General features: G+C 70.6%; 13 protein-coding genes. 4 read left to right on the top strand and 9 right to left on the bottom strand.

The features are described 5' to 3' along the window. Window positions 1-56: 56 nt before the first annotated feature. Window positions 57-794 carry a DUF998 domain-containing protein gene (locus O7601_RS10610; protein ID WP_281566002.1) on the top strand — a complete coding sequence of 246 codons (738 nt, stop codon included), beginning with the start codon at window positions 57-59 and terminating at the stop codon, window positions 792-794. Here O7601_RS10610 and O7601_RS10605 read toward each other — a convergent pair. Next, on the bottom strand, window positions 728-2,131 hold the full coding sequence (locus O7601_RS10605; protein WP_281566870.1) for an NAD(P)H-quinone dehydrogenase: 1,404 nt from the start codon (window positions 2,129-2,131) through the stop codon (window positions 728-730). The two genes, O7601_RS10610 and O7601_RS10605, sit on opposite strands and share 67 nt — an antisense overlap. Window positions 2,132-2,237: 106 nt before the next feature. Here O7601_RS10605 and O7601_RS10600 point away from each other — a divergent pair, with 106 nt between their 5' ends. Then, on the top strand, window positions 2,238-2,693 hold the full coding sequence (locus O7601_RS10600; protein WP_281566001.1) for a gamma-glutamylcyclotransferase: 456 nt from the start codon (window positions 2,238-2,240) through the stop codon (window positions 2,691-2,693). Between the two features lie 92 nt (window positions 2,694-2,785). Here the strand turns inward: O7601_RS10600 and O7601_RS10595 are convergent, their stop codons facing one another. The 3 genes from O7601_RS10595 to O7601_RS10585 form a co-directional block, all read right to left on the bottom strand. Then, window positions 2,786-3,523 carry a hypothetical protein gene (locus O7601_RS10595; protein WP_281566000.1) on the bottom strand — a complete coding sequence of 246 codons (738 nt, stop codon included), beginning with the start codon at window positions 3,521-3,523 and terminating at the stop codon, window positions 2,786-2,788. A gap of 74 nt (window positions 3,524-3,597) precedes the next feature. Then, window positions 3,598-4,533, bottom strand: a complete 936-nt coding sequence (locus O7601_RS10590; protein ID WP_281565999.1) for a hypothetical protein — start codon at window positions 4,531-4,533, stop codon at window positions 3,598-3,600. A 4-nt stretch (window positions 4,534-4,537) separates the two neighbouring features. Continuing rightward, window positions 4,538-5,170 carry an MBL fold metallo-hydrolase gene (locus O7601_RS10585; protein ID WP_281565998.1) on the bottom strand — a complete coding sequence of 211 codons (633 nt, stop codon included), beginning with the start codon at window positions 5,168-5,170 and terminating at the stop codon, window positions 4,538-4,540. Window positions 5,171-5,284: 114 nt separating this feature from the next. Between O7601_RS10585 and O7601_RS10580 the strand changes: the two genes are divergently transcribed. Further along, entirely contained in the window at window positions 5,285-6,262 is a 978-nt protein-coding gene (locus O7601_RS10580) for a DUF4349 domain-containing protein (protein WP_281565997.1), read from the top strand. 153 nt (window positions 6,263-6,415) lie between these two features. Then, window positions 6,416-7,204, top strand: coding sequence for a hypothetical protein (locus O7601_RS10575; protein ID WP_281565996.1), 789 nt, complete (start codon window positions 6,416-6,418; stop codon window positions 7,202-7,204). On the opposite strand, the gene O7601_RS10570 is transcribed toward O7601_RS10575, so the two are convergent. From O7601_RS10570 to O7601_RS10550, 5 genes are read right to left on the bottom strand one after another with little or no spacing between them, the layout of a single operon-like run. After that, the gene (locus tag O7601_RS10570; RefSeq protein WP_281565995.1) at window positions 7,160-7,756 is read right to left on the bottom strand and encodes a maleylpyruvate isomerase N-terminal domain-containing protein; all 597 of its coding nucleotides are present in this window, start codon (window positions 7,754-7,756) and stop codon (window positions 7,160-7,162) included. The two genes, O7601_RS10575 and O7601_RS10570, sit on opposite strands and share 45 nt — an antisense overlap. A gap of 51 nt (window positions 7,757-7,807) precedes the next feature. Further along, on the bottom strand, window positions 7,808-9,190 hold the full coding sequence (locus O7601_RS10565) for a glutamate-cysteine ligase family protein (RefSeq protein WP_281565994.1): 1,383 nt from the start codon (window positions 9,188-9,190) through the stop codon (window positions 7,808-7,810). A gap of 30 nt (window positions 9,191-9,220) precedes the next feature. Further along, window positions 9,221-10,261, bottom strand: coding sequence for a hypothetical protein (locus O7601_RS10560; RefSeq protein WP_281565993.1), 1,041 nt, complete (start codon window positions 10,259-10,261; stop codon window positions 9,221-9,223). Next, entirely contained in the window at window positions 10,246-11,007 is a 762-nt protein-coding gene (locus O7601_RS10555) for a histone deacetylase (RefSeq protein WP_281565992.1), read from the bottom strand. The genes O7601_RS10560 and O7601_RS10555 overlap by 16 nt, the downstream gene beginning before the upstream one ends. Further along, the gene (locus tag O7601_RS10550) at window positions 11,004-12,299 is read right to left on the bottom strand and encodes an amidohydrolase (RefSeq protein ID WP_281565991.1); all 1,296 of its coding nucleotides are present in this window, start codon (window positions 12,297-12,299) and stop codon (window positions 11,004-11,006) included. Before O7601_RS10550 ends, O7601_RS10555 begins: the two co-directional genes overlap by 4 nt. Between the last annotated feature and the right edge of the window lie 325 nt (window positions 12,300-12,624).

Raw genomic sequence — 12,624 nt, 5'->3', positions numbered from 1 at the left:
GGATTTCGGTGCTCGTCCCGGATCCGCCTGAGGTGCGAGTGACGACAGGCTGAAGCATGCCTGGAATCCGGAACAGTGGAGCACTGGCCCTCGGTGGGATCGTCCTCGCGGCGGTGCTCACCGTCATCGGGCATGCCGGAGTCAGCGACCTCGACCCGGTCAGCCTGACCGTCAGCGACTACGCCGTCTCCGACTCCGGCGGGATCATCCACGTGGCCATGCTGCTGCTCGCCGCCGCCTCCGCCGTACTCATCCCGGCACTCAGCCGGCTCAGCCCGCCGGGCGGTCTGCGAGCCGTCGCCGCCAAGCGGCGGGCCGTCGGCCCGACCGGCCCCATGGCAGGCACCCCTGAGTTCGGCACCGCGACGAGCGACGGTGGTCGGGGCCGGGCCGCCGAGTGGCTGTTGGCGGTCTGGGCGGGCGGGCTGCTGGTGTCGGGCCTGGTGCCGACCAACCCGCCGGGCACCGAGATGGGTACCGCCGCCTACGTGCACCGGTACGCCTCGGTGGTGGCGTTCCTGGCGCTGCCGATCGCCGGCTGGCTGCTCGCCACCCGGCTGCCCGTCGGTGCCCGCGCCGGGCGCTGGCTGCGCGCCCTGACCGTGACCAGCCTGCTGCTCGCCGTCGCCATGGCCTGGTCCGCCTATCCGGGCGACCGCGCCTACTACGGCCTGATCGAACGGGCCCTCATCCTCGCCGAGGTGGGCCTGCTCACCGTGGTCGCCGCCTACTCCAGCTCGTGGAGCATCAGTTGGCGGCCCGCTTCCGTGACGGACCCGGAGAGGCTGGGGTAGATGGTGATGGTCTGCGCCAGTTCGTTGACGGTGAGGTTGTTCTCCACGGCGAGCGTGATCGGCATGATCAGTTCGCTGGCCTTCGGCGCGACCACCACCCCGCCGATCACCTGGCCACTGGCCGGGCGGCAGAACAGCTTGACGAAACCGTCCGGGATCTCGTCCATCTTCGCCCGGGCGTTGCCGCCCAGCGGCAGCATCACCTGACGTGCCGGCACCTTGCCGGCGTCCACCTCGTCCTGTGAGACCCCGACAGTGGCCAGTTCCGGGTCGGTGAAGACGTTCGCGGAGACGGTACGCAGCCGCAGCGGCCGGACCGCCTCACCGAGCGCGTGCCACATCGCGATTCGGCCCTGCATCGCGGCAACGCTGGCCAGCGGAAGCACTCCGGTGCAGTCACCGGCCGCATAGATGCCGGGCACGTTGGTGCGGGAGACCCGGTCCACCGTCACGTAGCCGCCCCGGGCCAGCTCGACGCCGTACTCGGCCAGACCGAGTTCGGCGGTGTTGGGGATCGAGCCGACCGCGATCAGCGCGTGGGACCCGGAGACCGTACGGCCGTCGGAGAGCTCGACCTCGACGCCGTCGCCGGTGTGCCGGACGCTCTCGGCGCGGGAGTTGTTCAGAATGCTCATGCCCCGGGTGCGGAAGACCCGCTCGATCGCCTGCGCGGCGTCGGCGTCCTCGTGCGGCATCACCCGGTCGCGGCTGGAGACCAGGGTCACCTCGACCCCCATCGCGAGGTACGCGCTGGCGAACTCGGCGCCGGTGACACCGGAGCCGACCACGATCAGGTGCTCGGGCAGCTCGGGCAGGTCGTAGACCTGTCGCCAGGTCAGGATGCGCTCACCGTCGGGCAGCGCGGTGGGCAGCTGGCGGGGGGTGGCACCGGTGGCGATCAGCACGGTCGAGGCGTCGATGGCGTACGCGGCCTCCTCACCGTCCGGCGTGACGATCACCCGGTGGGTGTGACCAAGCGTGTCCTCGCCGAGGCGGGCGCGCCCGGACACGAAGGTGACCCCGGCCTTGACCAGCTTCGCGTGGATGTCGCCGGACTGTGCCAGGGCCAGCCGCTTGACCCGGTCGTTGACCGCCTGGGCGTCGACGGTGACCGCCTCCAGCCCGTCGGAGTGCACCCCGAACACCTCGGTGTCGCGGTAGCCGGTCACCACCTCGGAGCTCGCGATGAACGTCTTCGACGGGACGCAGTCGGACAGCACGCAGGCGCCACCGGCGCCCTCGGCCTCCACGACTGTGACGTCGGCGTCCAACTGGGCCGCGACAAGTGCCGCCTCGTAGCCCGCCGGCCCCCCGCCGATGATCACGATCCGGCTCACCACGACCGCCCTTCCTCCATGCTCACAGTGACTTTCTTCTCCCCGCCGCGTCCGACACGCACCGTCGTATTCTCCCCCACGCGCCGGCCGGGCTATCGTCATCGCCGTGCGTCACTACGCCGCCTACGGCTCGAACCTGGACCCCGCGCGAATGCGTGCCTACTGTCCGCATTCCCCGATGGTGGGCATCGGCTGGCTGGAAGGCTGGCGGCTCACCTTCGCCGGTGAGGATGTCATCGGCTGGGAGGGCGCGGTCAGCACCGTGGTCGAGTCCCCCGGCGACCGGGTGTTCGTGGCGCTCTACGACATCCACCCGTACGACGCGGCCCAGCTGGACGAGATCGAGGGCGTGACCTCCGGCACGTACCGGAAGCTGACCGTCCGCATCTCGACCCTGGACGGCGACGTGACCGCCTGGGTATATGTCTTCGACGGTTACGAGGGCGGCCTGCCCACGTCCTGGTATCTCTCCGAGATCGCCAACGCCGCCGAGAAGGCGGGCGCGCCGGACGACTACGTCATCGAGCTGCGGTCCCGACCCACCGGCACCGCCTCGGCGTGACTCGTCTCCCACCTCCCCAGTCTGCTACCGGGCGTGGTGGCCGCGGGCGGCGACCCCGGGTTGCGGGGAGATCGTCCCAGGATGGGCGGGTCTCAACCCGGTACGTGGGCCCGCGCCAGGGTCAGCAACTCGACCAGTTCCGCACCGTCGGCCGGACCGAGCGCCGTGAAGGCGGGCGCGACGAGCCGGTCGGTCATCGCCTCGGCCCACAGCCGCCGCCGGACCAACGGTCCGACCGGCGGGTAGGGCGGCGGCCAGCCACAGGCCATCGCGCCACTGGCCCCCTCGGGACCGGCCAGCACCGCCTCCAGCGGAGTCATCCCGCTGGCGCGTACGGCCACCAGGTGCGCACCGGTGAAGTGCTCGCGCAGCAGACGTAGGCCGGCGGCGACCCGGGCACCGGCGGTCGCCGCGTCCGACGGCATGGCCCGCCACGCCGCGAACAGTGGCATCGCGCTGGCATCGGCCGCCGCGACGGCCCGTTCCACAAGCACCGCGAGTCGGTCGACGCGGGGCAGGTCCCCGAGCACCTCCTCGCCCCAGCGGCAACACTCGGCGAAGCTGGCGGCGGCCACCTCGGACGGGCGGACCGCACGGGCGGCGGCGTCCCAGCCGTCGGCGACGGCGTCGGGGGCGATGAAGCCGAGGGCCGCCGCCACGGTCTCGGCCCGGACGTCACCCAGCGCGCCGGCCCGACCGGTGACGTAGAAGGCCCACCCGGAGATGCCCAGCAGCCGGGCCCGGCGCAGCGTGGTCGGACACCTGTTGTACGCCTCGCCGAGGGCGAGCACCGTGGGCTTGCTCGCCGCCGCGACCTGCTCCGGCGTCATCCCGCCCTGCCCGGCAGGAGGCCACCCGAAGGTCCGTACGTGAAGGATCCGCCCGACGGTCCGTCCATGGGGGATCAGTCTGCCGGTCGGCCGCCGGAGTCGGCATCCCCCTCCTCGGCGTCCAACGCCTCCATTGCGGCCTCGACCTCGCCGGCCCGTCGCCGGGCGGTGCTGACCGACCGCTCGGCGGCCCGACGGGCCAGCCGGGACCGGCTGAGTTCCTGCTCGGCGACGGCCCGGCGACGTTCCAGTTCGGCCAGTTCCGCCTCGACGGCGTTCAGCGCGGCCAGCCCGTCGCGCTCGGCCACCACCGCGCCGGCCAGGTCCGTCTCGGCCCGTTCCTGGTCGGTACGCGCCCGGTCCAGTTCCTTCTCCAGTGCCCTGCGACGACGGGACCGTTCGGCGCGGGCGGCCCGCTGCGCCTGTTCGGCCCGCAGCGCTCCCCGGTCCGGGGGACGCTGCCGGACCGGAGCGGCGGGCGGCGGTTCCTCGCCGCCGGTCACCAGACGCAACTGTGGCCGGGGCACCTCACCGAACCCGGCGTAGTGGGCCGGCCGCAGCAGTCTCCCGGAGCGCACCTGCTCGGCCACCTCGACGTCGGAGAGCGCGGCGTTGAGAGTCGCCTCGACCTCGGCCATCGGCAGCTTCCCGCCCGACGGGGCGCCCTCGACTCCGGCGGCGAGCCGGCGTACCTCGGCGACCAGCGCGCCGACCACCGCCCGCCGCTGCGCAGACAGCTCACGCAGGCGTGGGCCGCGCAGCTCGCGCTGGGCCTGTCGCAGCGCTTCGGCCAGCTGCGCCAGCTCGGCCACCAGCTCCGGCCGCTCCAGCGCCAGCAGATTGACCAGCCAGGCGGCGACGGTGGGCCGACGCAGCCGGGCGATCTCCCGGGCGGTACGCGGGTCTCCGGCCTGGCGGGCCTGCGCGGCGGCGGCGTCCCGGGCGGCGACGAACCGGTCCGGCGGCGTGCGGTACAACTGCTCGACGAGGTCGGGTGGGGGTTCGGGCATCGACTCAGCCGTCGATCCGGCTGCCCGGCTCCAGCCGCTGGTAATCGCTGCCGGACAGCGCCGTGTACTGCCGGTCGAGCACCGCGTAACCGTTGTCGTTGAGCAGGGCGTCGTGCAGCGCGAAGACCCGACGCGGCGCCATCCCCCGGATGAAGTCGACCACCTCGGAGAACTTCGACCAGGGGGCGTGGATGGGGGCGAAGAGGGTGTCGACCTGGACGTCGTCCGGAACGTACAGGGCGTCGCCCGGGTGGTAGACGACGTCGTTCAGCAGATAGCCGAGGTTGTCGAGCACGGGGATGTCCGGATGGATCACCGCGTGCCGGCCACCGTGGGCACGTACCGGAATCCCGGCGGCGGTGAAGGACTCCCCCGGGGTCACCGGGCGCAGCACGTCGGCCGCGTCGCCGAGCGCGCCGGCCAGCGACGCCGGGCCGTGGATGACGAAGGGACGCCGCTCCAACTGCCGGTTCACCGCCGCCTCGTCGAGGTGATCCGGGTGCTCGTGGGTGATCAGCACCGCGTCGGCCCCGTCCAACGCCACCGCCGGCTCACTGAACATTCCTGGATCGATGACCAGCACTCCCCCGTCGTGCTCGACCCGCAGGCACGAGTGGGCGTACTTGGTGAGCCGCATCGTGATGCCTCCCATATCGATTCGTGACGTCCTGAGCGCAGTCTGCCGGAACCCGTGCGGTGGTGTGTGGCGTCCGAGCCATTGCCTGTTCGGGCAGCAGAGAGGGGAACGGGGATGGAAATGCGAAGAGCCCGCCGTCACGGGACCACGGCGGTGGCGACACTCGCTGCGCTGCTGATGCTCGCCGCCTGCGGAAGTGGCGGCGGAGACGACTCGGGATCGACCGGCACCGCGGCCGACGCCGTGGCACCGGCCCGGGAGGGTGGCGCCGCCGCGCCCGGCGAGGCCGCCGCGCCCGGTAACGCCCAGGGCGGTGCCGGCGCGGCAACGGACACCCGGGTCGACCAGCGGTCCATCATCTACACCGGATCGATCCGGGTGCAGGTGGACGATGTGGACATCGCCGCCCGGGACGCCGTCGCGGCGGCCACCCGGGCCGGCGGCTTCGTCGGCGGGGACCAGCGCCGCAGCTCCGACGCCGACGCGGTGGCCGACCTCGAACTGCGGGTGCCGGCGGAACGGTTCTACGCGGTCGTGGAGGAGCTGGCAGGTCTCGGCACCCAGGAGCGCCGGGAGATCGGTACGCAGGACGTGACCGAGGAGACCATCGACCTCGACGCCCGGATCGCCAGCCAACGGGCCCGGGTGGAGAGTGCGCGACGGCTGCTCGCCCAGGCCGACTCGATCAGCGACCTGGTGAGCATCGAGAACGAGTTGGCCCGGCGGGAGGCCGACCTCGCCTCGCTGGAGGCGAAGAAGCGGCGGCTGAGCGACCTCACCGCGCTGTCCACCATCACCGTCACCCTGGTCGGACCGGGCGTCACGATCCCCGAGGAGGAGACCGAGATCGGTTTCCTGGTGGGGCTCAAGGGCGGCTGGCAGGTCTTCCTGTCCTCGATGACAATCCTGCTCACCGTGCTCGGTGCGATCCTGCCGTGGCTGCTGGTCCTCGGCGTACCGCTGGGGGCGCTGTGGTGGCTGGCCCGCCGTCGCCGCCGGAACCGACTCACGGTGCCGGCCCCCCGCGGGCCGGTAGCCCCCGCCCAGCCGGAGGCGCTCCATACGGCTCCGGGAACCGGAAGCACATCCTGACGGAGCACTGCGGACACGCTGGTGGCCGGTCCCGTCGGTGCGATCGGCCATCCCGTGGAGGGCGAATTCCACTGGCAACACGTAGAGCGGCGCTCTGACATACTTATCGTGATGGCCGCTCGGGAAGTGTGGCGTCGATGGGAGGTAGCGCCCTTGTCGAACGACCGCATTCCGCAGCCCAGGATGGAGGAGCTGGAAGCCCGGCTCATCACTCTCGCCCTCGTGGTGGCCCTGGCGGTCAGCATCGCCGACAACATCTTCAACTTCATCGACAGCGCGAACTGGGCCACACCGCTGATCTTCCTGACGATGTTGATCTTCTTGCGCTGGCTGGATGTCACGCGGCGGCGGGTCATGTCGATCGCCACCGGTGCGCCGCTGCGGGTCTACGACTCGTCGTCGGCCTTCTACGGGGAGGCGCTGCACGCGATCCAACGCAGCTCCAAGTCGGTCTACGCGGTGTTCTCGCACGCCAAGGCACCCCGGCAGCAGACCGACGAGTCCCGCCGTTACTACACCGCGACCATCCGCTGGGCCCGCAAGATGCCGGGCAAACGGCACCTGCACCGGGTCATCCGGCTGCCCCACCACAGCCCGGACATCCAGACATGGGTCGACGAGCAGGTCGACCTCGGCGAGAAGATAGAGAACTACCACGTGCGGGTGCTGCGTTACCCACCTGGGATGGAACTGGAGGGTGAGAACTTCGCGGTGATCGACTCCTCGGTGGTGTTCCTCGGCTTCGCTGTCGACGACCGAGGCGAGATGCACGGATTCAGCATCCGGGACGCGGGGGTCGCGGCCGCCTTCGAGCACCATTTCCGCGAGTTGTGGCGACTGGCCAACTCCACACCACTGGTGCAGCCGCCCCAGCCGCGACCGTCGTTTCCCCACCCGTCAGACGGGGTGGGCGACCCCCAGCGTCCGACCCGCAGCGCGTAGCAGGTCCGGCCAGCCGTCCGTGGCGGGCGGGTCGAGATAGGCCATTCCGTCGCGGAACGCCTCGGCCAGCACGGCCGGCTGCCTGGGGTGGTACGTCAAGCCGATGGTGGTGGCCAGGTCCCAGGCGTGCAGGTGCCACTCGACGGCGAGCACGCCGACGTTGCACCGGGCACTCCACGTCCGGCCCCGGAAGGAATAGGTGGGCAGGTCGGGTTCGGCGGTAGCCATCCGCAGGAAACGCCACGCGGCGGCCTGGAAGTTCCGCAGCGAGACATGCGGCGCCACGGCCGACAGTGCCGTCAGGGACTTGGCGTTGAACTCGGCGAGTTCCGCCGAGGTCATCAGCTCCTTCGGACCGAACTGGAGGGCGTGCAGGTGTCCGGTCACGCTCTCCTGCGCCGTCACGTGCAGATGACGTAGCAGGTCGAGCGAGGACCACGGCGCACATGGGCCGGTACGCGCCCAGTCCGAGTACCCGTAGCGGGCGAAGATCCGGGCGATCGCTGCCACGCCTTCGCCGTACGACCGCTGGTAGCAGGCAACGCATGCCATGACAAGATCGTAGCGACCGGGATCCCGTTATTGATCGTCCGATCTGTCCGGTCAGTCTTCCGGCACGGCCATCGCGGCGACGTAGCGGTCCGGGCGTCGACGCCACGGTCCCGTCCAAGCGGCTCGCAACGCCTCCGCCGGTGGACGCCCGGTCGCCGCCCATTCCCGGGCCGGATCGAGCAGCCCGAGCACCTCGGGAGACTCCGTCCCGTCGGCCACCCGGGCGGCCAGCCCTTGGTCAGCCAGCATGACAAGCTGCTCGGCGGTCTCCCGGATGGGAGCGGCGATCCCGTCCGGCCCGCTCTCCGCGGCCTTCAGGGTGATCAGGTCGAGGGCCTCGGTACGCAGGTCGGCCAGCAGGTCGGTCACCTTCCGGCGAACCGCCGGCTCCTCAGCCAGGCCGAGGAACAGCGCGGGAAGCACACCCAGGTGCTCCCACGCCTGCCCGTCGGGCAGGCGGGTCTCCAGTGTCTGACGCGGGCGCACCGCCGGCCACACCTGGCGTAGGTGGGTTTTCCAGTCGTCGAGGGTCGGCATCGTGCCATCCTCGAAGCCCTCGCGTACGACCTGCCGGAACGACCCGACCTGGCCGGCGACGTAACCAGTGCCGGAGCGGCGGTAGATCATGGGCAGGTCACTGAGCGTCTCGGCCAGCTCCGCCAGTGCCGACACCTCGTACAACCGGGCTGTGAGGTGCTGGCAACGGGCCGGGTCGATCCGCCGCCAGTAGGTCATCCGGCGCGACGCGGTGCCGTTGCTGCTGGCCGCCTCGCCCGTGTCCAGCGCCGGAGTGTTGGCGAGGATGGCGGCGAGGAACGGCGAGACGGCGAGCAGCACCTTCAGCTTGTCGAGGTATTCCGCTTCGTCCAGCGCGTCCAGGCTGAGCTGAGTGGAGAGGGTCAAGCCCATCACCTGGTCACCGAGCCGGCCACCGTCGCCGAGTCCGGCGAAGTAGCGCCGCATGATCTCGGTGCGCGACTTCGGCGTCCACCGGATCCCATCCGGCGCGTCGAAGGGCAGCTGCCCACCGGTCAGCAGCCGAAGACCGAGCGGAGCAGCTACCCGGGCCACCTCGGTCAGGCATTCCCGGGCCCGGCGCAGTCCCTCGGTGAGGCTGGCCGTCGGGGCGGACGAGTACTCGATCGCCCCGGCCATCTCCAGAGTGAGCGTGGCACCGTCGGGGAGCCGGAGCCCGACCAGGGACCCGTCCTCCAGGACCGGCTCGCCCGCCATGCCGTCGAGCAACGTCTCCAGCAGGGCCCGGGTGCCGCCGGGCTCGTCGTACCGGACCGACCTGCCCGAGTCCGGGCGCACCAGGCCGCACTCGACCTCGATACCGACCAGCCGCTCCGACTTTCCTGGCGGAAGGAAGGAGCGTACGAGATCGTCGAATTCCAGGCATGGACGATCGTGTGGTACCAGGCCCTGGCTCATCGGCAAACCGCCACTCCGGATCCTCCCAACTCAGCCCGCATTGGCGGAGGGGACGGCGTCCGTGTCAGAGGGTACCTCTGCTGGTCCCGCCGCCGGGAAGCGCCACGGCGCGGTACTCACCCATGAGCGTAGTTGCCGATCCGTGGCGAGCAGGTCCTTGCGTAGGTCGTAGACGAGGTGACGCGGGGAGTCCGCCGGGTCGCCGCGGCGCGTGCCACGGAATGGCAGCACCGGCAGCAGCAGTGGGTAGTCGACCTGGCCCGTGCCGTTGCCGACACCGATCTCCCGCTCCAGGAAGTTCCGGATGCTCTCGCGCACCCGCTCGATGTCCTCCAGCCGCGCCAGACCCGGGTCGCCCACGGCTGCGTGCTCACCGGCCCGGCGGACCAGCGGGCGACTCCAGATCAGCTGGAAGGCCGGACGCTTGGGCGTGAAGCCTCGGTCCCAAGGGCGAGGGCTGATCGAGTACACGTCGTAGGTGTGGTGGTGGTAGACGGAGCCCTGGCCACCCATCTCGCGCAGCATGTCGTCGACGGCCGCCAACCAGGGCAGCAGTTCCTCGTCGCGCAGCCGTAGTCCCTCACTGAGGTGGTAATCCCGGTACAGCTCGCCGCTGCCGGCGTACGGGTTCTCCGGGACCTGCTCGTGCACGGCGTCACGGTTGGCGTCGAGCATGATCCGGGACAGGTGGAATCCGGCCACCGCAACGCCCGGGGCCCGCCCGGCGACGATGTCCTCCACCAGCAGCCGGTAGATGGCGGCGGTGCCCAGGTCGAGGTTGTCATGCACGAGCTGGGCCAGCCTGCCGTAGTCCGCCGGATCGACGGCGGCAAGCAGGTCCGCGGGCAGCTCCGTGCCGCAGTGCGGAAGCACGTGCAGCTCCCGCAGCGGGCCCGAGGTGTCGGCCACGATCGTGCCGCCGCCTACCCGGCGTCGGCGCACGTGCGGACCGGCCCCGGTCAGATCAAGGTCGAGATACGGGTGACCGCAGTCGGAGCACTCGTGTTCCCGCTGGTGCTTCATGAACAGGTTCGCAGTGCCCGGATCGGCCATTGTCACCCTGGGATGCATGACCGCTCCTCCTCGTCTGCTTGGCTTGCCGTGACGGTGCCGTCCTCGGACAACAGAAGTCGGATCTCCTCCGGCGTCCAGCTGCCCACCGCACCCGGTCGGCTACTGAGGTAGGCGGCGATCCGGACGGGTGACCACTGGTGTGCCTCGGCCAACCCGACGGCCAGGTGGCGGAGGTAGACCGCAGCCGGCTTGCGGTGTTCTACCTCGTGGCTTCGCCACGGCGAGGTGAAGGTGAAAGCGGGCAGTCCGTCCAGCACGCCGAGGTGCAGCAGCGTCTGGTAGCAGCCGGGTCCGAGGGTGAGTCTCCCCCGGCCCATCACCCCGCTCAGGTCGATGTCGTCTCCGGGTTCGAGGCACATCTCCTGCGCCATGATGTCGGAGAACTGGGAGACTGTGACTCGGAAGGCGCGAGCGGGCGTGCCGCCAAAGTGATCATGGTCGTAAAAGGCCATCCCGCCGGTCCAGGCCCGCGCCTCAAGGGCGAAGTAGACGGTACCGGGCAGTCGGATCGCCCGGCTGTCACTGGGTGGGCTGCTGTCCCGGCAACCCGGGTAGGTCAGGGCACCTGCCGGGGGACGTCCACCTCCCAGGTAGTACGTCAAGCGTTGAAGGCTCATGTTGGAGCCGTAGCAGACGTACCAGAGGTGCGCTGGTGCTTCCGGCGAGCCCTCCGGCGTCAGCGCGTCGACCAGTTCCACAACCTGGTCGACGAGGTCCTCGGCGTGCGACGGAGGAGGCTTCATCGGGCACCTCCCGGGGCGGCGGTTCCGGGATCCGGGTGGCCGAGCGCGATCAGGGCGGTATGCGCGAGGACCCGTACGCCGTACTCGATCGACCGCTCGTCGATGTCGAAGCCGGGTTGGTGGGTGTCGCACTGCTCGCTGGTACCGGGGGGCGCCACACCGAGCCGGATCATCGAGCCGGGAACCCGCTCCAGGTAGAAGGAGAAGTCCTCGCCACCCATGCTCACCTCGGCCTCGAAGACGTTCTCGTGGCCCAACGCCCGCCCCGCCGCGGCCCTGATCAGGTCGGAGGCGTGCTTGTCGTTGACGACTGGTGGAAAGCCCAGGACGTACTCCACCTCGACGTCGGCACCGGTACCGCTGACCAGGTCCGGCACCAGCTTCGCGATCATCTCACCGGCGTTGTGCCAGGCCTCCCGGTGCAACGAGCGGACCGTCCCCCGCAGGTAGCCGACCGAGGGAATGGCGTTGAACGCGACTCCGGCGTGCACCGCGCCCCAGACGACCGAGACCGGCCACCGCGGATCCATGCGCCGGCTCAGTTGGGCGGGCACGTCGACGGCGAGACGGCCGAGCAGGTCGACCAGGTCGGTGGTCAGGTGCGGTCGGGCGGTGTGCCCACCCGGCCCGCTGGCACGGATCTCCAGCGTGGCCGAGGCCGCCGTCAGCGGGCCGGTACGCACGCCGACCGAGCCCACCGGAAACTGCGGCGCGCAGTGCACCGCGAAGATCATCGACACCCCGTCCAGGCCACCCGCCTCGATGACCTCCGGCGCGCCCGAGGGCACCGACTCCTCCGCCGGCTGGAAGATCAATCGAACCCGACCGGGCAACCCGCCCCGCTCGGCGAGGTGAGCGAGCAACTCCGCCAGACCGAGCAGGATGGTGGTGTGTGCGTCGTGGCCGCAGGCATGACAGACGCCCGGCACAGTCGATCGGTAGTCAACGTCCTTACTGTCGACAAGCGGCAGCGCGTCCAGGTCGGCCCGGAAGGCGACCAGCGGACCATCGCCGGAGCCGATGTCGCAGATGACACCGTTGCGCTTGGGGAGCAGCCGGGGCCGTAGGCCGATCCCAGTCAGCCGCCGGAACACCAGGGCCGCCGTCTCGAACTCCGCGCCGGACAGTTCGGGGTGTGCGTGTATGTGTCGACGGACAGTGACGAGTTCCGGCGCCAGTCGGGCGAGCAACCCGTCCAGGCCGTCCGGCAGGGGCTGCGGGGCCGGTGCGGTCGTAAGCGAGGTTGAGGCTGACGCCCAACCGCCGGCACACGGCGTCAACGCACTCGTCACGTCGAATTCTCTTCGATCACTAGGAATGGATGGATCATCGGGAACAGCAGACAGCGTAGACCCCCGACGGTGACTCTGCGCAACCTCGTTCCGGTGATGATCGGACCGCACAGCGTCACGTATGCCCTGCTGAGAGCGTCCGCAGGTGAGCGGGACAGCAGGTAGATCGTGGTCATCCACCGCCATCCACCCCTCACCTCCTACAACGCGTAATCGTTCGCCGGGCATCGAGAATCTTCCCGAAGCTATCGTCGCTGTTCCGAATTGTCGCATTAGTCGTGCCGATGAACTGACGGTACGACAATTACCCGACCACCGACGGCAA

The sequence above is a fragment of the Verrucosispora sp. WMMD573 genome (genome assembly GCF_027497175.1).
Taxonomy (GTDB): Bacteria; Actinomycetota; Actinomycetes; order Mycobacteriales; family Micromonosporaceae; genus Micromonospora.
The sequence above is the reverse complement of the archived record's forward strand: the minus strand, read 5'-3'. Positions and strand labels throughout refer to the sequence as shown.